A 23,828-nucleotide genomic window follows, 5' to 3' on the forward strand; every position below is an offset into this window, starting at 1 on the left:
TGAGAGTGTATGTTACATGTCGTTGATTACAGATGCGTACTCACATAAGATCGTAGGCTGGGCAATCGGCCCGACACTTGAGACAATATATCCGTTGCAGGCACCGGGAGTGAGCACAAGACTTCCGACATGCGCAGCCGATGACATGCGTACACGCCCCTCGGCAAGCACAAGTGCGGCGTCTGACGGTGAATAGGCACATGCAGAGAATGACGTGCCGAGAACGGACACGGAATAGTAATCGGTAGTGACGATGAACGGATGACGGCTGTCTTTCGCCACATCGAAATAGGCCTCACAGCTGAGCCGCACCTTGCGCCGTGCGCCGATAAAGCGGTTTGGAAATTCAAGGACACTCTCACCATTGAGCCACACACGGGTGCCGTCGGCCAGAGTAACATCCGCACACTCACCGCGCGGGGTCTTCATAGCCATCATCATATAGTCTGCAGAAGACGGCAAGGCTTTCATGAACGACACGCTGTTGCCTTTCACCTCGTACTTATCGCCGTCGGCATCTGTCAGCTCCATGCTTCCGGTATTCTCTTCGTGCCTGATGACCTCAGCATACCTATGCCCATCGTTGCGGTTTCCGAGCACCAACACAAAGGCAAGGACACACGCCGCCACGGCCACCGCCGACCATATAAAGTATGAGGACAGCCCCGTACGCCGCTTTTTCGCCCGTACCGCTCATCACGGCATGCATACTGCCCCACTCCTCACCGTCATCAGACTCCAAGGTGTCGAGGACTCCGGCGGCCACCGTGTTGCCGGCTGTTTTAATGCGCCTGAGTTCTGACAAGGCCTTGTTACGCACGCAAGTATATAGATAGCAGCGGGCTTTCAATGCGTCTATACATCTGCGGTTGCTCCATACGGAAGCGAATCCATCGCTCACCGTGTCGCGGCATAAATCGTCTTCATCGAGCATCCGGCGCGCAAAGAAATAGCACCGCAAATACTCTTCACGGAACATCGTCTCAAATTCCTTTGCCCCAGTGTGTCCATCGCCTATGCTTCAGTCAACTCATTGAGCGATATCTCCTCACCGACAACCCATATTATGTCGCCCTTTCCAAACCTATATCCCGGCTCTATCTGCGAGAGAGTCTCCTCGCCTTCCTCCAATCCGACTACCATACAGTTATACTTGTCGCGTATGCCGCTTTCCCCGAGGGTCTTGCCTACAAACGGGCTTTTCCCGGTTATCACCATCTGGCGCAGCTTCATCTCACGTTTCTCAAATTCAAGGTCATCTCCATATACCTCGTCTTGAAGCGCACGGTTCATGCTCGTGAGCTGGTCGTCACTGCCTACGACACGTATCCTGTCGGCAGGAAAAATGACAGCATCTCCCGCCGGGATGTTCAAACGTCTGTTGGCCCGCAGTATGCTGCTGACATGGACACCATATTTGTTTCTCAATCCCAGTTCACTCAGGGTCTTGCCTGCCCACAGCGAGTCGGCCGGCACGTCAAGGTCTACCATGTGGATATCTCTGTCGAGCAGATGACCTTCGTACAAAGGACGCTTACGGCCGTGCACCTGAGCCTCTATGTCGCGCGAACGCAGGTTATTCACAAACATGCGTTCCAGCTTAATGCTGCTGTGCTTCAACCGTCTCGACAGTACCATCACGATGACAAGCGCCACCGCTATGCTCACAATCAATGCCCCGGTGAAACGGCTCAGGTAGTTTATCACATAGAAAATAAAAGAGCACGCTATCACAATTCGCACGATGACAGTGAATATGAGCGGCAGGTGATTAAGCCTGCTGTCGCTCCACAGAGCCTTGAACTCATCGCTCCTGTTCTTCTTCATTATCATGGCACGCAGAAACGGTGATATGACAAGGATGGTGAGAGCGCCGCAAACGAAATCAACCGTATGGTGCCAGTCGGTAAACATGTGTCGGACGAACGGCAGGAACAACGTGAGCATGATGAATATCATCGCAAAAGACAATATAGAATATATCACGGTGTTCACCGTCAGTTGAGTCAACAGCGACTTCCACTTGTTCTTTGATGCCGAGGCCGACGGGTGACTGAGCGTTATGTGGTTCAGCGCCACTATGACCTTTGACGGCAACCGCCTCTCCATGACCGAATACCACGGACCGGCGGCACGCATCATATATGGCGTAAGGAAAGTGGTAATCACCGATACGGCCACAACCACAGGATAAAGGAAGTCGCTGATCACTCCGAGCGACAGACCGAGAGAGGCTATTATGAAAGCGAACTCACCAATCTGAGCCATCGAGAAACCGCACTTGATTGCCGTTTTTAGCGGCTGTCCTCCGAGAAGATAACCGAACGATCCGAAAACGGCCTGACCTATAAGTATCGTCATCACGATAGCAACCACCGGCAGGGCGTAATCCACAACTATTCTCGGTTCCACAAGCATTCCCACCGACACGAAAAAGACTGCTCCGAAGAGATTTTTCACCGGCTCGACAAGTTTTATTATCTTGTCTGCCTCAACAGTCTCGGCAAGTATGCTGCCCATGACAAACGCTCCGAAAGCGCTGCTGAAACCCACCTGAGTGGAGACAACTGCCATCAAACAGCACAAGCCGAGAGCCACGATGAGCAGCGTTTCATCATTTATAAGCTTACGGACACGACGCAGGAATATAGGAATAAGGAAAATCCCGACCACAAACCAGAGTATAAGGAAGAAACCGATACTTATCACACTGCGTAGCATCTGACCTCCGTCGGGACTGCTTCCGCCTGCAACAGCCGCCAGCATGACCATCATTACGATTGCAAGCACGTCTTCAAGTATGAGAACACTCATCACAAGACCGGCAAAATGCTGCTGTCTCAGACCGAGGTCATCGAACGCTTTGTATATAATGGTGGTTGAACTCATGGCCAGCATACCGCCAAGAAAGATGCAATCCATCTGCCGCCATCCGAAAAGATTGCCCACGGTGATACCCATCATCATCATACAGAAGATGATGGTGCAGGCCGCTATCACGGGAGCGGCACCCATTTTAAGTATCTTCTTGAAGGAAAAATCAAGCCCGAGCGAGAATAAAAGAAAGATGACACCTATGTCGGCCCAGGTCTTTACATCCGCACTATCCACCACAGACATGATATACGGCATGTGAGGACTTACCAGAAAGCCTGCCACAATGTAGCCAAGCACCAACGGTTGCCGTAATTTCTTGAAAATAAGTGTCACTGTTCCCGCCACTATGAGAATAAGAGCGAGATCTTTTACTAACGCTGGTAACTCTGCCATGGAATGTATTATATTATTTTATGGATCACCCGACAGGGAAAACAAGTATGCTTGGATGCCCGGAACGCATACGGATACAGTCTTTAATACCACCGCACGGAATTACTGTAACTGCTGCGTTTGTCGTATTTCAAGGCATCAGTAAGCGTGGCGGCATTGCAGCGGAACGAGAAGTTGTAACTCGTATATGGCGCAAGCACCACCGAACACGACATGTTGAAACAGTGTAAATCACGGTTCAGTGACGCCGTTGTCATCGAAATCTTCTTGTTCTCAAAGTCATAACCCGACGAGAAACTGATGTTCCACCCGTCACTTATCCGCACATTACCGCTGAAGTTGAGCGTCTGCATGAACGAATAGGGATACCGCATCCTGTCATAGTCGAACTTTCCGCCCGTATCTTCGCGCATGGATATTCCGTAACCGAAACTCAACGACCAGGGCATGCTGAAATCCATATATCCGTCTTCGTCTGTCTCGGCCTTTCCGGCGTTCTCCTTCCGTGCGCCGTTACGAGCCTTTTGCAGTGTCTTGTCCTCGTTGGTCTCACGGTCGAAATAGTCATCCTCATCATCGGTGTCATAATCGCTGCCCGCATCATTCTTGTCCACACGCTCACCACGCAACCATTTGAAGAAGTTTGCCACCTTCTTATTATCCAACGTGTACGATATATTCTGAGACATGCCCTGAAACCGTCCGAACTTTCCCTGACTATACCTCGTGGTACGGTTGCTGACGCGGGGCCGCCCCTTATCGTCCAGTTCATAAGCGTATGTGGCGAAGACGGCATTCATATTGAAAGTATAGCTCTTTGTCAGTTTAAGCCGCAGACGGGTACTCAGATCGCTCCACGGTCTTATGTCGGTAGCCATATTATATGACATGCTTGCTCCTAGCTCATCGATGATGCTGATCTTCTTCACTCCGGTGGAATCCTTGTCGCTTCTTATCTTCATCTCTATGTTGTTGGAGATGTCCATCGATATGCTTCCGGTCTTTCCTCTGCCGGGAACACCATAGAGTCCGTTTGAATATGGCGAATATTCGACTATGGACACATTTCCCTCGGAATCCGTTTTCTGGTATGTGTCGTAATATCCGTAACGTTTGGTGCTGAAATCGGGAGAATAGTTGAAACTCACTTGCGGCGTGAAGACGTGACGGATGGCTATTACTTTGTCACCGAACAACTTTTTCCACGGCACAAACATACCATAGAGCTTTGTCGATGCGCTCACACTCATGCGCCAATCGTAGATATTGTAGAAACCGTCTATGGTGTCGGTCACCTCCCGTTGCCTCGTCTCGTCCCACGAACGCATTATCTTGTTGGTATACATTCTGTCGGTGAAGTTTATCGACGGGTTGATGTTCAGATAGTTGAAGAGCGTGAAGTTACCACTGATCGGTATGTTGTGCTGCATTCCGTTACGCCAGTCGCGTGTCAGTTTCGAGTGTAGCAGCTTGTCTTCTTTCGTTGTTATCGAGTTGCTCAGATGTCCGGTATAGCTCAACGAAATCTTCTCATACCACCGCTGCTTGCCCGCCATCTTCTTCCTTTTAAATGGATAGAAACGGCTTATGGATATGTTTACATCTGGAAGAGTCAGCGCAATGGTGGAGTCTATCATGCTCTGGTTGAGGTTCATCGTCGTACTGAGCGTCATGCCGATACTCGAAAAAGTGTTGGTCATGCTCACGGATGACGTTCGTGTGCTCTGAGTGTAACTCTGAGGGTTGTACATGCTCGTGAGGTTGTTGCGCTCATAACTGCTCGTGGCGAAGTTCACGCTTGCCGAAAGCGTGCGGAACGGATTGGCTTTCGTGTCCTGACGGTGGCTCCACTGTATCTTGAAACTCGTCTGCTTGGAATAGTCGGGCATGTTCTTCTCACCGTTTATCGTGTTCTGATAGCTGGCAAAGAAACTTCCGCTATACCTGTAACGTTTCCTGTAATTAGACGCTGCCGACAATCCCCACGAGCCCTTGGTGTATATCTCACCTATCAGTTTTAAGTCCACCATGTCGTTGATGGCAAAGTAATAACCGCCGTCGCGCAGATAAAAACCACGCTCGGTCTCATCACCGTAAGTCGGCATGATAAGTCCGCTCGAATAACTCTTGGTAAACGGGAAGAATCCATAAGGTATGGCGAGGGGCAACGGTACATCGGCCACAACAAGATATGCAGGCCCGAAAGTGGCATCCTTGCCCGGCCGCACCTTTGCTCTCGACATGGCTATGTAAAAATCCGGATGCGGCTTGTCGCATGTGGTATACCGGCCATGCTGCAAGAACAGTTCGCCGTCAGAGTTACGCTTCGACAGCTCACTTGTCAGATATCCGTCTTCCTGCTGAGTATACACATCGCTTATCAATCCTTTCTTTGTCTTGAAGTTGAAAGCCATGGTATCGCTCTCATACTTGTCACTGCCCATCGAGAACACCGGGGTACCGAACACCGCTCCCGTAGAGTCTTTAGCTCCCGTGGCATGCACCAAGCTGCTGTCCATGTTCATGTATATCCGGTCGCTCTTTAGATCCATGTCCTGATAAAGCACGTGAGAGTCGCCGAACAGGTAGGCTATTCCTGTACCTGCCTCGTATACGACAGAGTCTTCCGCAGAGTACGTCACGGGAGAGTCTATACCGTTCTTTCTCGCCCTGTTAGCGCTGTCAAGCGCCAGCGAATCGTCTATAGCCCTATTGTGATGATATATCGCAAGTTGCAGCGAGTCCATCGTGGTAGTATCCGGTCCGTCATGCAAAGGTGTCACAACGGTGTCCGCCGTCAGCGTGTCCAAGCCCGTACTGTCAACGGCCGCCACTGCCATCACGCTGTCTTTCACGGCTTTTCCGGCTTCCACAATCATGGAATCAGACACGGCCGTGCTCTTCACCTCGTCATTGAAAAGCACTAAAGGTGCCTCCGCCATCACAAATATGAAAGCGAAAAACATCAAAAAAGTCAACGTCTTTTTTCTCACGGGTGCAAAAGTACGTATAAAATAGTTAAAAACGCCCGGCTTTCAAATATTTAACGTTAGGTCCGCTCAATTTAATACGATGCCGAAGCTTTCACTTATTGGCGGATCCGGACACCTTGATGCAAACCGGCCCGCCACCGGGGTTGAAGTCTATCAAACTGCTGTCACCCCTAACAATAACATCGAGATTCCGGCCATCCTGCCGGGCCGATACCACAACCCTGCCGACTATCATCGTCAAAGGCTCGCTGAATATCTCACGGTCTAACGGAAGCGACGGCCGAACAGTGATCTCATCACCCCTCTCCCTCACTTTCAGCCTGACGGCGTCACGCTCTTTTACGTATGCTGAAACATCGTGAAACGTACCTACCCAAACGCTGTCCCGCAGTGAGCCCACATACGCCAGGTGGTTCCACAATATCCGCGGATCGCTGAAATGGTCATAGCCATAACTTATACCATGCGTCATTCCCACGCCCCACTTGCGGTCTCTGATCAGCAGTGCGACCCAGTTTCGAAGCCAGGCCTCGTCCCGTTTAGAACCGATGCTCACCTGTTCAACACGCGAACCGACACGCCCGAACTCGCAATACTTCACTTTCTCCGGACTTTTTGCGTTGCCCGGATAGAAATATGTTCTCGGAAAACGGCCGGTATGCTTCCATATCACTGTGTCGTTGTGCTGCACCTCATAGCGCAGTGCCTCGCCTTCCAGTCTGTTCACATTCACATGCGCCCACCCGTGCGATGTTATCTCATGCCCGGCATCGCTCATCTCACGCAACATTTTCCACGTCATGCGGGGCTTTTCCCTGACGAGGACATCCGACGTGTCGCCGGCGGCAATCAACTGTTCGTAACGGTCTGTTATCTTTCCGTTGACACAGAACGTCCCCTTAATACCGTATTCATTCAATCGTGGATACAGTTCGGTGTAGTGTTCGAGCAGTCCGTCATCAAACGTATAGCTTACAGCAGCCGGCCTGTCTCCCTTAAACTTTGCTACCGCCACCTCTGTCTGCGCCTGCAAGCATGCGGCACATGGAAACATTATATTTACAAGTAGATATCTTGGTTTCATAAAACACGTTGTAACATCATCAAACAACAACATCCGGCGCAACTCCGCACGTACCGAACGGCAATGGCACGGCAGACCCACATACATGATATATAACGACTTTTACACATGATATATTATGCAACGTGAGAGCTAATTATCCTGTAAAAAGCAAATAACGGGTGTCATGGCATAGAAACAAACATATCCCGGCAGTTTGTTATTTGTAAGAATTATATCATAAAAAAAGCACTTTGCTTTTTCTCATTCTACATCGACGAACACGATACATACCGCGATACACAAGATGACGGGATGATTGCATGATGATAAAAAAATGCTTTTTCCCTGCAACGGGACGCTCGTTGTAACGTGTTTGGCAAGTAAATGCAAGACGTTTGGATACCCGTTGGATCGCAACGGGTATCCAAACGCAGAGCAACGGGACGCTAAACGGCCGACAAACCTCCACAGAAAGTTATCGTTTGAAGCGAAAGCAAACTTCTTTTTCGCATATCATATTTATATTCAAACAGTTACACAAAAGCCAAAAATACGGAGATATTTACGGCCACTTGATTTAAATTTTGAAACAATCGATTTATGGAAGACTTTTTGTAAATATTATTCAAACAAAATAACATTATCAGTCAACGTGTTTCATACTTTGCAAAACAGAAACATTAACACCGGCAGGCTGAAATCTTTCGAAACAAAAAAGCTCAGCCTGACGGTATCTTTCTCTTATTTTTTCAGTATTTTTGCACCGAAATAACACTGTCGGGAAAAAGTGAGATCCGGCACATTAAAAATCATTCAAACACGCTATGGATTATCAAAAAATAATAGACAAATACTATCCGGAGGACAACGAGCTGAAACGCCTGCTAATACGCCACAGCCACGATGTGGCACACCGTGCCTTGCTCATAGCCGACCGCAACCCGCAGATAGCCCTCGACAGGGCTTTCGTGGAAGAGGCCGCAATGCTGCACGACATCGGGATATTCACGACAGACGCTCCGGGAATACACTGTAACGGTAAAGACCCGTATATAAGACACGGCATCAACGGTGCCGAACTGCTGCGGGCAGACGGCCTGCCACGCCATGCGAAGGTCTGCGAACGGCACACCGGCACCGGAATTACCCGCAAGGCCATCGAAGAGAGAGCACTGCCACTCCCGCCGCAAGACTTCACGCCCGAGACACCCGAGGAGATACTTGTGTGCTATGCTGACAAGTTTTTCTCGAAGTCTCATCCCGATCGTGAGCGCACGGTGGAACAGACGGCACGCAGTCTCGAAAAGTTCGGGACAGAGAGCGTGGCCCGTTTCATGGAATGGGCAAGGATGTTCGGCGAATATGGCTGTTAGTCAAGTATCGGCCGAACACCCAGTCTATTTACGCCCATATTTGCCGCGTCACAATTTCCACACTGGCACCGGCATCATTTCTTCATACTGACAGGCATGAAAGGCCGGTATTTGTATGGGTGTACACACCCGTCATTGGCAAACACCGGCCCGTATCCATCCAAGAAACCGTTATCTGTTCAATAACTGCGATGTGCCGCCATAGTCCATAAGCCGGCGTTCGGCCATTTGTTCATATTTAGTGCCGGGTCTACCATAGTTTGCATACGGATAGATGCTGATACCACCACGCGGAGTGAACAGCCCTACAACCTCTATGTACTTTGGCCTCATCAGCCGCACAAGGTCTTTCATTATCTTGTTTACACAGTCTTCATGGAAGTCTCCGTGGTTGCGGAAACTGAAAAGGTACAGTTTGAGGCTCTTGCTTTCCACCATACGCTCATCCGGTATGTACATTATTTTAATCTCGGCGAAATCCGGCTGGCCTGTAATCGGGCACAGCGACGTGAACTCCGGACAGTTGAACTGCACCCAGTAATCATTCTCGGGATGTTTGTTGGCAAAGGTTTCAAGCACTTCCGGAGCATAGTCCATAGAATATTGGGTATTTGAACCCAAGGCCTGCAAGCCCTCATCTTTTCTTTGTTCGTTCATTTCTTATTTTATTTATGGATTTAAATAAGTAAAAGGAGCTTTAGATGTGTACATGCCGGAAACTAAAAACGCACCTTGCCGTTCCCTTGCATGTTCACCAGCCTTATCCTCTTTACTTATCGGTCATTTGATTTTCACTTATCCTCAGAACTTAAATATCCTGTAATCGGTATCACGATCATACACATCCTCTCCCTCATGCCGTTTCGTCAAACGCACCACACGGATGGTGACTGGCAGTACGATTATCTCGTACAGCGTTTTCAGAACCACCTGCGAGATAATCAGCGATGGCATCTGGGACAACGGGACGACCCCAAGAAGAGCGAGAGGAAAGAATATAATGGAATCGGCCGTCTCACCGAACACGGTGCTGACAATAGCGCGGGCAGAGAAATTGCGGCCCGCCGAGCGCACTTTCATTCGGCTCATGACATACGCATTGATGAAAGACCCTACGAGGAAAGCAAGAAAAGAGGCCGCCGCTATGCGGGGAGCGAGACCGAAAACAGCGTGAAAACCTGCGTCGCCGCTCCAATACGGAGCGCCGGGAATGGCATCGGCGATAGCTCCGAACATCACGAAAAGGAAATTCATGGCAAAACCGGTCCATATAAGCAGACGGGCACGGGCATATCCCCACACTTCGCACACACAATCGTTAATGACATAAGACACCGGAAAAACCAACAGACCGCCGGTAATATTTACCGGCCCGAACATCATCTGCTTTGTTTCGAGCACGTTTGCCGTAATAAGGCAAACGCAAAACAGTATGCCGAAAAGCATGAACAGCACACTGACCTGAGTTTTTTTATTGTTCATTTTCTTGTTTTTTTACGGAGGTTGGACAAGCACTCCATGTTGTTTTACATTATTATCAATATCTCATTTTTATATTACATACTTGAACCCACCTGACTATAACAGACGTTTCACCTTCCCCGTCTCTGTCATTGGCAGGGCTTTCACCGTCTCGTAATATCTCGGTTGCCAGTACTTAGGCAACACCCGACCGCATATCCGCTCCGCTTCGGCAGTGTCACTGTCTTGTATCACAAGCATTACGGCTTCTCCAAACTTCTCGTCCCTACGCTTCGTTATCATAAACGGAGACGCTATATACGGTCTCAACAGTCTCTCCACCTCTTCTGCCTGTATCTTTATCCCGCCGCTGTTAATCACGTTGTCGAGCCTGCCCCGTATGCGGAAACGCCGTCCGTCGGGGGCTATCTCGGCTATATCGCGTGTGACCAGCGGACTGTCGCACACCGACGGCGCGTCGACAACAAGACAACCATCGGCATTCAAGGATACACCCACAGTATCAAAAGGCGTATACATATTATCGGAACCCTTTCCGCTAAGCCGTCGCAGAGCTATGTGTGAAAGGGTTTCGGTCATTCCGTACGTGCTCCAAACAGCATTTGGAAACGACCGCAACCGTTCGGCCATATCGTCATCTATGGCTCCTCCGCCTATTATCAGGTGCCGGATACGCATCAACGCGGCACATTCGGCAGGCTCACGGAGTGAGTTATATACCTGCATAGGTGTCATGGCAGCGAAATCGGGTATTTCATCCAGTCCTCGCAAAGGATGCCCGGAAGGCTCCACAGAAATCAACCGCAAGCCACAAACCTCACTTCGCACCACCATCATCTTGCCGGCGATATAATCGAGAGGCATACAGAGCAGAGCACTGTCTCCCTGTCGAAGACCGAGAAAACCGCAGGTGATACGCGCCGAGGCGGCCATCCGGCTTTTCTCAACCGCAATCAGCTTCGGTACACCCGTTGAACCACTCGTCTTCACAGTAACTGTCGGCGAGTCATTGAGCCACTCTTTCAGGAATTCGGACAGTACCACAGCTCGTCTTTACGTATCTCTATCGGTCTGTCTATGTTGTTCTCAAACAGTAGTCCCGTGCCAAGCCCTTGAGGAACACTTATCCTGTCACCATAAATACCGGCAGTAAGCTGTGCAATGGCATTGAGACCTACATTGCTTTCGAGTGCGCTCGTTATCCAACTGCCTGTATCATGAGCCTTGGCGGCACCCACCCACTCTTCCACACCTCGCATACCCCCATGCAGAGATGGTTTCAAAACGATGTACGCCGGCTTGACAATATTGAGTAACTGAGCTTTCATTTCAGGCAAGTTCACACCTATCAGATCTTCATCGAGAGCAATGGGAAGAGGCGATTCCCGGCAAAGCTCGGCCATATTGCCCCACTGCCTGGCGGCAATTGGCTGCTCAATGGAATGTACAGCATACTGCGACAGAAGTTCGAGCTTATATAATGCCTCATCAAAAGTAAACGCACCGTTGGCATCAAGACGTATCGTCATCTCACGAGAAGAGAACCGTTCACGTATCCTGCGCAACAGACTAAGTTCATGCTCAAAATCAATGGCGCCGATTTTCAACTTAACGCAGCGGAACCCTTGGTCTATCTTTTCTTCCATTCCGGCAAGCATCTCATCGTAAGATCCCATCCACACAAGTCCGTTAATGGGTATTCCCGTCTCGCCACGACTGAAAGCAGTGTCAAAGAGCCTTGTACTTCCGGCATTGAAATGTGCCAAAGCCGTTTCAAGGCCGAAAAGCATGGAAGGATACGGACGCATGAGATCATAGTCTATCACACCCTCCTGCTCGAACTTATCACACAGGGCACGCAGTGTTTTGGCGTATTCTGGAATATCATCACAGCTCAAACCGGGCAGCGGGGCACACTCGCCTACCCCTATTCCGCCATCTGCCGCATCACAGGAAGTCAGTTCCAGAAACCACGATTTACGTGTGTCATACACTCCACGCGATGTTCCGGCCGGCTGTTTAAAACGCAATATACGCTCGGTAATATTTATCTTGTATTTCATTTTATCTATGTCCGTTCATTAATAATATGCCTGTTCAAACCGTGCTCGCAAACTGACAATTACAGAATCATCATTCGAAAGAAACCATTTCCCTTGCATAAAGAACATGACTCAAAATCGACAGGCATCTATTTTCAATTCAAAGAGACAGGATTATCCATTCGAAAGAATTAAAACCCCATATCAAAAGAAACGTATTTCCCACATTGGAATCATTCTTTCCCATGCCGAAGAAAGGGATGCCGGATACCGGGAACGGTACGTGAGGCATTCAACAATACTATATTTACGGCATCTTCGGGTATTTCTTGAAATCGGGTTTGCGCTTTTCGAGAAACGCGCGACCGCCTTCCTGAGCCTCATCAAGGAAATAATAGAGCATCGTAGCGTCTCCGGCCAGCTCCTGGATACCGGCCTGTCCGTCAAGCTCCGCATTAAGACCGGCCTTTATCATGCGCAAAGCGAGAGGGCTGCGCTCCATCATTGTCTCCGCCCATTCAACACATTCGTCTTCCAATCGGTCGAAAGGGACAACCTTGTTGACAAGTCCCATGCGCTCCGCTTCCCCGGCGTTATACTGCCGACAGAGGAACCATATTTCCCTGGCTTTCTTCTGTCCCACTATTCTTGCAAGATAAGAAGCGCCGAAACCGGCATCGAACGATCCCACCTTAGGACCGGTCTGACCGAAAACGGCATTATCACTCGCTATCGTAAGGTCGCACACAAGATGCAGAACGTGCCCACCGCCGATAGCATAACCGTTGACCATGGCTATCACCGGCTTCGGCAGGCGCCTTATCTGCATCTGCACATCAAGCACACTGAGACGTGGGATACCGCTCTCGTCGACATACCCGCCACGCCCTTTCACGTTCATATCTCCCCCGGAGCAGAACGCCTTGTCGCCCGCACCTGTGAGAATGACCACACTTATATCCTGCATCTCACGGCAAATGGCGAAAGCCTGCGACAGTTCCCATGTTGTCTTGGGCGTAAACGCATTACGATAGCGCGGCCTATTGATCGTTATCTTTGCTATTCCGTTGTACTCCTCAAATATTATTTCCTCAAAATCACGTATCTTTTTCCACTCTCTCGATTGCATATCCGTATTATGTTTTTAATTTATTATATGTTACTAACCATCAACTCCTTACCTATTTAACATTCTAATTTCCAACCGCTAAAATATTCCCGCACCGCTGCCGCGTCTTCCTCCGCGTCCGTAAACACCTCAAACACAAGAGGACGGTGTGTTCCGCTGTAAAGGAAAGTATTCATGTTTTTTGCCAGGTCATCAGCGTTTCGAGCCGAAATATAGCCTATATCATGGGCGTCACATATCCCGTGGGCACTCGATCGATGCCCGCCGGCCACATACTCATCACGGACCGCACCGGCTTCGAGACCGCAAAGAGTGCTGAATATGCCGCCACAAGCGTTGTTAAGAAGCAGCACACGCAGGTTGCCTCCTATCCCGCCATTCCACAACGCATTGTTGTCATAGAAGAAACTGAGATCTCCTATTACGCAGAATGTGATGCTGTCGCCGGCCGCCGAGAAACCCGCCGCGGCAGAAAGCGACCCTTCTATGCCGTTGACACCACGATTGACGTATATATAATGGCCGGAAAACATGCATCCAAGCCGCACCGCACTGCTGTTGGCATAGTGCACATCATAGTCGTAATCAGCCTCTTCTATCATAGACTCGAACATTTTTACGACCATCATCTGAGAGTAACGGGGAGTAAAATCGGCGGCACGCACGGCAGCACGGTCCAGCGCCGACTGCCACAAAAACTTGAATTCACTGCATTCCGACTTCTCTAACATGGCGGCAAGAGGCACCAATACGTCGGCGGCACGCCCTTCAATGACAACGGTCTGACTGCAAAACGTGTCGTGAATGTCACCGTCTTCGCTCACAGCCCACGTCTCGGTGTCAGCCACACGGCGAAGAAACGCCTTAAGACGCTTGCTCACCAAAGTGCCACCGACATACAGAATGAAATCCGGACGGTAGGCAGACACCTCATCAACGGCAGACAACACCTCATCGAAATGCACACACCCGATACCGGGACAGAGCGGCTCTTGAAGCACTACGGCATGATTAGACAAAGACTTCAATGCCCTACCTAATTCATCACAGCATCCATACTGTCCGGCAACGATCATCGGACGGTGTGCTGACATAAAACGAACAGCCACATCATCAAGCACCGCCGGGCTGACAGATGCCGGCCGCAAACGCCTCACCACACGCACATCGGGAAGCACAGGCACTGTGAAATCAAACAGCGGCTCGCTTATCGGCACATTGATATGTACCGGAGCATCCGTATCGCCACGCATGGCGAGCAATGCTTCATTGACCGACCGGCCGCAATGCCACCTGCTTTCATTATCGACCGGTTCCGGAATACATACACAACGGCGAACGAAACAGCCCAAAGCACCATCTTGGGGAAGTGTCTGACCGTCGAGTTGCCCAATCCACTGCAACGGACGGTCGGCAGAGACAACCACGATCGGCAAGTGGCGATAGTGCGCTTCGGCAACAGCCGGAGCGAGATTAAGCAGTGCCGAGCCTGATGTGACGCACACTGCGACCGGCGCACACACACGCAATGCCATACCGATAGCATAAAACCCGGCAGAGCGTTCGTCTGTCACCGCATGACACTCGATGCCCGCCTCGTACAGATTATGCACTATCGGAGCATTGCGTGAACCGGGACACACCACCGCCCGACTGACACCATGCGCCAAAAGCAATGAGGTCAGTATGTTGATATTCTCTTTTGAGCTATACATTTATAACAATCCTATCATTACTATTCCAATCAGACTATGACAAAAAACATGCGATAGCCGCACGACAGGCATTCTCCACATCATCAACAACGTTTGTTTGCCTTGCCACTCATTCTATTGTTTGCCGTCAACCACCTTTCGCATTGTGTCCATTTTCGCCTCTGTCTCGTCCCATTCCATCTCTTCCACACTGTCTTTAAGAAGTCCGCCGCCGGCATAAAGAACGCAGAAGCCGGAAGCCATGAGCATACAACGCAGCGAAACGTAGAGATGTGTATCACCACCGACAGCCAACGGTCCCATGAAACCGCTGTAATAACCGCGCGGAGCAGGCTCTACGGCCTCAAGAAAACGCCGTGTCGCGCTCTTTGGCAATCCGCATACGGCAGGTGTTGGATGAAGAGCGGCAACGACATCGCCGATACCCGCACTGTCAGAGAGTCCGAAAGAGAAATCACTGCGCAGATGTACGACATCACCGGCACGCGCCGTGTATGGGTCGCCTTCGGTGACATCATCGGCAAAACACCGCAGGCAATCACCTATATATTCCGCCACGCAACGCTGCTCCATCCTGTTCTTCACGCTCCATTCGCCCTCAGCCAGATAGTCGTCATATCCCATCGTGCCGGCAAGCGCCACCGTGCGCCATTTCTCCCCGTCGCCGGAAAGTAGTATCTCCGGCGAAGCGGCAAGCCATGTTCCGCATGCCACCGACGATACTAAGACCACAAACGCACGGGGATACATATCACACGCCCTCAAAAACAATTCATGCAATGGTGCCGTTTCGGGTATCGTGACCACCGACCGACGGGAAAGGACTATCTTTTCGAACTCGCCTGAAAGTAATTTTCCGTGACAGGCGGCAAACGCCGAAGCATAGGCCGACCGGGATACAGCGGAAACAGGCATGGCAGACACGCCGCACAATGAAGTGCTTGCCGTGACACTGCGCAACAACGCAAGCCCGGAAACATCGTCAAGCGCAAAATGTTCCACCCTGTCAGGACGGATGAGCAGCAGCGGTTCATCAGAAGTTATGGTAAAAGGAGCCACTACAAATCCTGTACGACTGTTCATGTCGGAATAGGAACCCAAATGCATGGGAGCACCATCCGACTGTATGACAGCGGTACATTTGTCCGAATATGGTAATCTGTAAAATGCGTAAGACAGCATATTGATAATGAATTGAAACCGAAATCATACCTGACAGACATACGGTTTCGTGTTATTCTTACGGTTTTTTCGATTTATTTCCCTTACCGCTCCTTAACAATATTATTGGGCAGACTCGTTATATAATTGGTCACGCTGACGGAAGAGACAAGCTCACCCGAACTATTGGTGATATCCACATTCCATACGTGGATCTTATGACCTCTGTGTATTATGCGTGCCACCGCCGTGACGGTGTCGCCCTCCTGCACGGCCTTGACATGGTTTCCTGTAACGCTTATGCCCGCACACCTTTTTCCTGGACATGCGGCAAGAGACCCTATCCCGGCCAATGTCTCGGCTAGAGCAAGCGTTGCCCCGCCGCTAATCACTCCGAACGGCTGCCGTGTACGACTGTCAACATCCATCTCTGCCCTGCATGTATCAGGGTCTTCCGTTGAGTAAAAGCGCATGCCGAGCGCCGTTGCCAGCGTCGGCATGCTTGTAATATCGTCTTTTTCCTTATCTATATTCATGATTACTGCGATCTGAACAGTTTATCGGCACGCTGTCGCTCATTTATAAAAAACAACAACGGCACTCATCCCGCAACCTGCCGACGGATTTATTTGAACAGTGAGTATTCCTTAACCCCCCAGGCCATGACACTGGCACCGAGGATATCACGCTCACGATGGTTCATAGACGAGATGAGCAACTTCACACGTCCGTGAATGTTTGGGAACACATGCTCTCCGAACGATTTCAATGTGGGTTCGAGCAGCCACTTGCCGGCACGAGACACACCTCCCGACAATATCAGAGCCTCAGGGTCTACAATAGCCGCATAATTTGCAAGCGCGATGCCGAGGATATATCCTGTACGGCGATATACCTCTATGGCCAACTCATCTCCACGATCGCAACACTCGGCTATCGCTTGGGCTGTCATTTGATCCAAATCACGCATGAGTGAAGGCGCGTCATTTTCTTCAAGCACCTCACGTGCCGTAAGGACGATGCCAGGGCCGGCCACATACCGTTCCAGACAACCTTTACGGCCACAATTGCACTGCCGCCCGTTGTCTACGGCACAGATATGCCCCAATTCTCCGGCAAAACCGTTATTGCCATGATACAGTTTTCCTCTCGTGAACAAAGCGTTTCCCAGCCCATTGCCTATGGCCACTATCCCGAAGTTCTTCATTCCGTGACCGCATCCGAAAGTATACTCACCGAGAATCACCGCATGCGTATCGTTGCCAAGAGCCACGGCCAGTCCGAGCCTGTCGCGCAACATGGCAGCCAACGGGATAGACCCTTTCCAAGGCAGGTTAGGCGAGTTCTCGATACATCCGGTAAGCAAATTGCCGCTTGGAGCCGATATTCCCACCGAACGAATATTCTCTATTCCGCATGAACCGTCTATGAGTTTCATTATCTCATTGCACAAAACAGACGCATATTTATTCACATCCGAATATTCACAGGTATTAAATTTACTCATGGCAATTATGTTGCCGCGAATGTCTACAACAGCGCAGGTCGTCTCTCCCAAACTGATGTCGATACCGATAACCATATTCTTTGTCTCTGTCCTTATCATCGCTATTTATCCGGTATTACGGTTTTATATGTTTTTTATTTTTGTCTTAATTTACAAATGTATGAAAATAGCGTCAACCATCAAAAACAGACGTTGTGTTTTTATAATATTTTAACAGCGACAACAATCGGAATTATCCGCAATTATGTAATGATAATTCTGAATTACGGCAGTAATCAAAAATACAACTGAAAACAGATATAAGCCGCCATGGAGTCTTCTCCGCACATTTACCGACACGATATTCCGCAATAAATAATCACCGGTAAATGCCTGACTTATAGTTGCGAGACAACGGATCGGACAAAACACGACAAACAGATTTCCAAACATAGAAAAACGACTCTAAAAAATCAGAAAACAACAAGGAATACATCAGAAAACAAACATCATAATAAAAAAAACATTTTAGGGAGTCTCACAAGAAACAATAACCATCAAGCAACCGGATACCTATAAAATCAAACATTTAAAAAGCATAAAAACACCACATACGGACATAGTATCCAATACCAAGCCGAACATCTCAAACGTTTGTATGATTTTTTACAATACAAACAGCCTGTTGAAGAGATTTCACGACAGAAGTTTGTTACGTTATTTTAACACGCCACCGTAAGCATCCGCATTCAACGTTTTTTAATATCTGTATAGTCCTTTCTTTTGATTTTATTCGTTTTTTCCGACGTTATTTAGTAAATTTGCACCCATAACAAGAATATATATTCGATATAAAGACTATGAACGTTTTAGAACTGAGTGAACAGGAACTTGGCAGACGCCAGAGCCTGCAAGAGCTTCGGGACATGGGTATTGACCCCTATCCCGCTGCCGAATATCCCACAAACGCTTTTTCAACAGACATAAGAGACGAGTTTTCCGATGAGGGCGAACAGCGTGAAGTGCGCATCGCCGGTCGGTTGATGAGCCGACGCGTGATGGGCAAGGCCAGTTTTGCGGAGATACAAGACTCGAAAGGACGCATACAGGTATACATCACTCGCGATGACATCTGCCCGGGAGAAGACAAGGAACTATATAATAAGGTATTCAAACGGTTGCTTGACATCGGTGACTTCATCGGTGTAAAAGGCTTCGTATTCCGCACACAGACGGGAGAGATTTCGGTTCACGCACGCGAACTGACTCTGTTGTCGAAGAGTCTGAAACCGCTGCCGATAGTGAAATACAAGGACGGAGTGGCATACGACAAATTCGAAGACCCGGAGCTACGCTACCGACAGAGATACGTGGATCTCGTGGTTAACGACGGAGTGAAAGACACTTTCCTCAGCCGTGCCACGGTGATACGTACCATACGCCGGGTGCTCGACGAGGCGGGATACACAGAAGTGGAAACCCCGACGCTGCAAGCCATAGCCGGTGGAGCGAGCGCACGCCCGTTCATCACCCACTTCAACGCACTGAGCACTGATATGTACATGAGAATAGCCACCGAACTGTATCTCAAACGGCTCATCGTCGGCGGTTTCGAGGGCGTATACGAGATAGGAAAGAACTTCCGCAACGAGGGTATGGACCGCAACCACAATCCCGAGTTCACATGCATGGAACTGTACGTGCAGTACAAGGACTACAACTGGATGATGGACTTCACCGAGAAACTGCTCGAAACAGTATGCACGGCCGTGAACGGCAAGCCTGAGCGCGAGATAGACGGACAGATTATCAGTTTCAAGGCTCCATACCGACGGTTGCCAATCCTCGATGCCATCAAAGAGAAGACAGGCTACGATCTCAACGGAATGAGCGAGGAGGAGATACGCGAAGTGTGTAAGAAACTCGACATGGAGATAGACGACACCATGGGCAAGGGTAAGCTGATAGACGAGATCTTCGGCGAGTTCTGCGAAGGAACATACATACAGCCAACTTTCATAACAGACTATCCGGTGGAGATGAGCCCGCTGACAAAGATGCACCGCTCGAAACCCGGACTTACGGAGCGCTTCGAACTGATGGTAAACGGCAAGGAACTTGCCAACGCATACTCGGAGCTTAACGACCCGATAGATCAGGAAGAACGCTTCAAGGAGCAGATGAAACTGGCCGACAAGGGCGATGACGAGGCGATGATCATCGACGGCGACTTCCTCCGCGCACTGCAATACGGCATGCCGCCGACAAGCGGCATAGGCATAGGCATAGACCGACTTGTTATGCTAATGACGGGCAAGACATACATACAGGAGGTGCTCTTCTTCCCGCAGATGAAACCGGAGAAGAAGGCTCCGCGCAGCACAAACGCCGAATGGGCGGCCATAGGCGTAGGAGAAGAGTGGGTTCCGCTGTTCAACAAGTGCGGATATTACCTCGTACAGGATATTAAGGACATAAATCCGCAGAAATTACAGATGGAAGTCTGCGGAGTAAACAAGAAATATAAGCTCGGACTTGAAAACCCGAAGGTAGACGAGTTCCAGGCATGGATAGAGAAAGCCGGTGTATAACTGCGGTAAAATAGCTATTATCGGAGGCGGCAGCTGGGCCACAGCCATCGCCAAGATTGTGGTGGAACATACCCACCACATAGGATGGTATATGCGGCGGGACGACCGTATCGAGGATTTTCGCAGGCTGGGACACAATCCCGCATACTTGATGAGTGTGCGTTTCAACATGGATGAGGTGTTCTTCTCGAGCGACATCAACAAGATTGTACAGAATTACGACACCCTCGTGTTCGTGACCCCGTCGCCATATATCAAGAACCACCTCAAAAAATTGAAGAGCAGGATTAAGGACAAGTTCATCGTCACGGCAATAAAAGGAATTGTTCCGGACGAGAACCTTATCTGCTCGGAATTTTTTCGGCGTGTATACGACGTGCCGTACGAGAACCTTGCGTGCCTCGGCGGACCGTCTCACGCCGAGGAAGTGGCACTTGAAAGGCTCACATATCTCACTGTAGCCTGCTCGGACAAGGAAAAGGCGGAAGCTTTTGCCGATGTACTGACAAGCGATTACGTAAAGACCAAGACCAATGATGACGTCATCGGGATAGAGTATGCCTCGGTATTGAAAAATGTATATGCCATAGCGGCCGGTATATGCAGCGGTCTTAAATTCGGCGACAACTTTCAGGCCGTGCTAATGGCCAACGCCGTCCAGGAGACATCGCGCTTCCTGCAAGCCGCCCACCCCATCGAACGCAGTGTCTATGACTCGGTATATCTCGGAGACCTGCTCGTCACAGGATACAGCAATTTCTCGCGAAACCGCACATTCGGCACCATGATAGGTAAAGGATACAGCGTGAAAAGCGCACAGATTGAAATGGAAATGATTGCCGAAGGCTATTTCGGAACCAAATGCATGAAGGAAATCAACCGTCACATGCACGTCAACATGCCCATTCTCGATGCCGTATACAATATTCTCTATGAACGGATAAGTCCGCAAGTGGAAATAAAACTGCTTACCGACAGTTTCAGATAAGTCCGCAAAAAGATAATGTGACGGTCTAATTGACACATTACAGAAACTGTAAGCAAAAAAACGATACCAGCCTAATGAAGCCATATAAAAGGCAACAGAAAGTATGATAAGCCACCGTATAATATAACAATGAAAATCAAAATAAAGAAAAATCAATAATGTAATATGTCATGGAATAAAACAAAGCACCCATGAATAACATGAAAATAATACTCGGACAGGCTATCAACCTATTTAAGACAAAACATAAAACCAATTTTAAATAATTATGAAAAATATCAGCTTAGACATCTCCAAGGCCGCCCAGTTCTTGGCACCGGGCGCGGTAAAAGCATTCGAACCGCAAGTAAAGAAAGCCCGTGAAGCTCTTGAAAACGGAACATGCCCAGGTAACGATTTCCTCGGTTGGCTTCATCTTCCGACATCAATCACACCAGGATTCATCAAAGAAATAAACGATTGCGCCGACGTATTGCGGGCCAATTGCGAAGTAATCGTAGTGGCAGGCATCGGAGGAAGCTACCTCGGAGCACGCGCAGTGATTGAAGCTTTGGGCAACTCTTTCGCATGGCTGATTGACGACAAAAACAATCCCACCATCATGTTTGCCGGCAACAACATAGGCGAAGACTACCTTGCGGAAATGACCGAGTACCTGAAAGACAAGAAATTCGGTGTGATCAACATATCAAAATCAGGCACTACAACCGAGACCGCTCTCACATTCCGCCTATTGAAGAAGCAATGCGAGGCACAGCGTGGAAAAGAAGAGGCCCGAAAAGTGATAGTGGCAGTCACTGATGCCGTCAAAGGCGCTGCCAGAACATGCGCGGACAAGGAGGGATACACCACATTTGTGATACCTGACAACGTGGGCGGACGCTTCTCTGTACTTACACCCGTCGGATTGCTGCCCATCGCTTGCGCTGGTTTCGACATCACAAAACTTGTCGGCGGAGCGCAGGATATGGAGAAAGCTTGCGGCAATGACATACCGTTCGAGGAAAATCCGGCTGCCATATACGCTGCTGTCCGCAACGGACTGTACGCCCAGGCAGGCAAGAAAATAGAGATAATGGTAAACTACCATCCCAAACTTCATTTCATCAGCGAATGGTGGAAACAACTATTCGGAGAGAGCGAAGGCAAGGACGGAAAAGGTATATTCCCTGCATCGTGCGACTTCACCACCGATCTGCATTCCATGGGACAGTGGATTCAGGAAGGCGAGCGCACCATCTTCGAGACTGTCATCAGTATAGAAACACCGAACAGGCATCTGCTTTTCCCCGAGGATGATGAGAACCTTGACGGCCTGAACTTCCTCGCCGGCAAGCGAGTGGACGAAGTCAACAAGATGGCTGAACTCGGAACACGCCTTGCCCACGTTGACGGTGGAGTGCCTAACATGCGCATCAGCGTGCCCGAACTGAACGAATACTACATCGGCCAGTTGATATATTTCTTTGAGATAGCCTGCGGCATCAGCGGCAACTTACTCGAAGTAAACCCGTTCAACCAACCCGGTGTGGAAGCATACAAAAAGAATATGTTCGCACTGCTCGACAAACCAGGATATGAGGCAGACAGCAAAGCCATCAAGGAAAGGCTCGCAAAAGAGGATTAAACATAAGATATGTACGAAAAAGAAATACAAAAATACATGAAAAGACACGGCTTTGAGGCTTTCTGCCCCAAGGCCGTTCTTTTTGACATGGATGGCGTGCTGTATGACTCAATGCCCAATCACGCACGCAGTTGGCACGAGTCGATGAAAACTTTCGGCCTCGAGATGACACCGGAAGAAGCGTATCTCTACGAGGGCATGCGCGGAGTGGAGACCATAAAAATGCTGGCACGCAAGCAATGGGGGCGTGAAATAAGCGATGAAGAGTCGCAACGGATGTATGACGAGAAAAGCCGCATTTTCTCACTGTGTCCGGCGGCCAATATCATGGATAGCGTCATGGAACTGCAAAAGGAGATCAAAGCAGCCGGATTGAAAATCGTCGTTGTGACGGGTAGCGGCCAACGGTCGCTGCTCGACAAACTCGTGAAAGAGTTCGAAGGCCTCGTGTCAACCGACCTGATTGTCGCCAGCTTTGATGTAAGCCGGGGAAAACCCGATCCGGAGCCATATATCAAAGGACTTGAAAAAGCCGGTGTCAAACCGTGGGAAGCCATTGTCGTGGAAAACGCGCCGCTCGGCGTGCGCGCGGCTGTAGCCGCTCGGATAATGACAGTGGCCGTCAATACCGGCCCCCTGCCCGACAAGCAACTTGCAGACGAAGGCGCCAGCATGGTATTCGGCTCAATGGCAGACTTCAAAAACACATGGAAAGAAATAGGGCTGAAATCATTTCAGGCATAAAAACGCTATCGGCACAGCAAGGGGAAAATTATTCCGACCAAAAGACATGACACAAAACCATATCTGTCAAATCTGCAAATGCCCGGTATCAAAATCCCAAGAAAACGGCACAAGCCGAAATTCCGGTGCATGGATTTTAGGAAAAGTGTTAAATTTGCGTC

The 23,828-nt window shown here is 49.5% G+C and carries 19 protein-coding genes; 5 read left to right on the forward strand and 14 right to left on the reverse strand.

Annotation, left to right across the window (positions count from 1 at the left end; all coding sequences use genetic code 11):
* Positions 1-12: 12 nt before the first annotated feature.
* From MoGM_RS04405 to MoGM_RS04425, 5 genes are all read right to left on the reverse strand, one after another.
* The gene (locus tag MoGM_RS04405; RefSeq protein ID WP_158249552.1) at positions 13-606 is read right to left on the reverse strand and encodes a FecR family protein; all 594 of its coding nucleotides are present in this window, start codon (positions 604-606) and stop codon (positions 13-15) included.
* Positions 572-979, reverse strand: coding sequence for a sigma factor (locus MoGM_RS04410; RefSeq protein WP_104368921.1), 408 nt, complete (start codon positions 977-979; stop codon positions 572-574). Before MoGM_RS04410 ends, MoGM_RS04405 begins: the two co-directional genes overlap by 35 nt.
* A gap of 35 nt (positions 980-1,014) precedes the next feature.
* Entirely contained in the window at positions 1,015-3,270 is a 2,256-nt protein-coding gene (locus MoGM_RS04415) for a cation:proton antiporter (protein WP_104368922.1), read from the reverse strand.
* Positions 3,271-3,353: 83 nt separating this feature from the next.
* Complete coding sequence (locus MoGM_RS04420) at positions 3,354-6,236, reverse strand: putative LPS assembly protein LptD (protein WP_233210162.1); 2,883 nt, start codon at positions 6,234-6,236, stop codon at positions 3,354-3,356.
* A 118-nt stretch (positions 6,237-6,354) separates the two neighbouring features.
* Complete coding sequence (locus MoGM_RS04425; RefSeq protein WP_158249553.1) at positions 6,355-7,347, reverse strand: polysaccharide deacetylase family protein; 993 nt, start codon at positions 7,345-7,347, stop codon at positions 6,355-6,357.
* 806 nt (positions 7,348-8,153) lie between these two features.
* Here MoGM_RS04425 and MoGM_RS04435 point away from each other — a divergent pair.
* Positions 8,154-8,702 carry an HD domain-containing protein gene (locus MoGM_RS04435; protein ID WP_104368926.1) on the forward strand — a complete coding sequence of 183 codons (549 nt, stop codon included), beginning with the start codon at positions 8,154-8,156 and terminating at the stop codon, positions 8,700-8,702.
* 171 nt (positions 8,703-8,873) lie between these two features.
* On the opposite strand, the gene queF is transcribed toward MoGM_RS04435, so the two are convergent.
* The 9 genes from queF to MoGM_RS04480 all read right to left on the reverse strand — a co-directional run bounded on the left by queF (position 8,874) and on the right by MoGM_RS04480 (position 17,837).
* Positions 8,874-9,359, reverse strand: coding sequence for a preQ(1) synthase (gene queF, locus MoGM_RS04440; RefSeq protein ID WP_104368927.1), 486 nt, complete (start codon positions 9,357-9,359; stop codon positions 8,874-8,876).
* A gap of 144 nt (positions 9,360-9,503) precedes the next feature.
* Entirely contained in the window at positions 9,504-10,184 is a 681-nt protein-coding gene (locus tag MoGM_RS04445; RefSeq protein WP_104368928.1) for a queuosine precursor transporter, read from the reverse strand.
* A gap of 96 nt (positions 10,185-10,280) precedes the next feature.
* The gene (locus tag MoGM_RS04450; RefSeq protein WP_104368929.1) at positions 10,281-11,228 is read right to left on the reverse strand and encodes an AMP-binding protein; all 948 of its coding nucleotides are present in this window, start codon (positions 11,226-11,228) and stop codon (positions 10,281-10,283) included.
* Positions 11,207-12,247: an o-succinylbenzoate synthase gene (gene menC / locus MoGM_RS04455; RefSeq protein WP_104368930.1), complete on the reverse strand. Its 1,041-nt coding sequence runs from the start codon at positions 12,245-12,247 to the stop codon at positions 11,207-11,209. Before menC ends, MoGM_RS04450 begins: the two co-directional genes overlap by 22 nt.
* 286 nt (positions 12,248-12,533) lie before the next feature.
* The gene (menB, locus tag MoGM_RS04460; RefSeq protein WP_104368931.1) at positions 12,534-13,355 is read right to left on the reverse strand and encodes a 1,4-dihydroxy-2-naphthoyl-CoA synthase; all 822 of its coding nucleotides are present in this window, start codon (positions 13,353-13,355) and stop codon (positions 12,534-12,536) included.
* Between the two features lie 56 nt (positions 13,356-13,411).
* Positions 13,412-15,070: a 2-succinyl-5-enolpyruvyl-6-hydroxy-3-cyclohexene-1-carboxylic-acid synthase gene (gene menD, locus MoGM_RS04465; RefSeq protein ID WP_104368932.1), complete on the reverse strand. Its 1,659-nt coding sequence runs from the start codon at positions 15,068-15,070 to the stop codon at positions 13,412-13,414.
* Positions 15,071-15,184: 114 nt separating this feature from the next.
* Entirely contained in the window at positions 15,185-16,252 is a 1,068-nt protein-coding gene (locus MoGM_RS04470) for a chorismate-binding protein (protein WP_104368933.1), read from the reverse strand.
* An 83-nt stretch (positions 16,253-16,335) separates the two neighbouring features.
* A complete protein-coding gene (locus MoGM_RS04475) occupies positions 16,336-16,767 on the reverse strand; it encodes a PaaI family thioesterase (protein ID WP_104368934.1) in 432 nt (143 codons plus the stop codon).
* A gap of 89 nt (positions 16,768-16,856) precedes the next feature.
* Positions 16,857-17,837: an ROK family protein gene (locus MoGM_RS04480; protein ID WP_104368935.1), complete on the reverse strand. Its 981-nt coding sequence runs from the start codon at positions 17,835-17,837 to the stop codon at positions 16,857-16,859.
* 740 nt (positions 17,838-18,577) lie between these two features.
* Here MoGM_RS04480 and lysS point away from each other — a divergent pair.
* The 4 genes from lysS (at position 18,578) to MoGM_RS04500 (ending at position 23,667) form a co-directional block, all read left to right on the forward strand.
* Positions 18,578-20,308, forward strand: a complete 1,731-nt coding sequence (lysS, locus tag MoGM_RS04485; RefSeq protein WP_104368936.1) for a lysine--tRNA ligase — start codon at positions 18,578-18,580, stop codon at positions 20,306-20,308.
* A complete protein-coding gene (locus tag MoGM_RS04490; RefSeq protein ID WP_104368937.1) occupies positions 20,301-21,296 on the forward strand; it encodes an NAD(P)H-dependent glycerol-3-phosphate dehydrogenase in 996 nt (331 codons plus the stop codon). The genes lysS and MoGM_RS04490 overlap by 8 nt, the downstream gene beginning before the upstream one ends.
* 268 nt (positions 21,297-21,564) lie before the next feature.
* Complete coding sequence (locus tag MoGM_RS04495) at positions 21,565-22,923, forward strand: glucose-6-phosphate isomerase (RefSeq protein ID WP_104368938.1); 1,359 nt, start codon at positions 21,565-21,567, stop codon at positions 22,921-22,923.
* 9 nt (positions 22,924-22,932) lie between these two features.
* On the forward strand, positions 22,933-23,667 hold the full coding sequence (locus MoGM_RS04500) for an HAD family phosphatase (protein ID WP_104368939.1): 735 nt from the start codon (positions 22,933-22,935) through the stop codon (positions 23,665-23,667).
* Positions 23,668-23,828 lie beyond the last annotated feature (161 nt).

Source organism: Prevotella sp. MGM1, assembly GCF_002933775.1.
In the GTDB taxonomy this organism is placed as follows: Bacteria; Bacteroidota; Bacteroidia; order Bacteroidales; family Bacteroidaceae; genus Prevotella.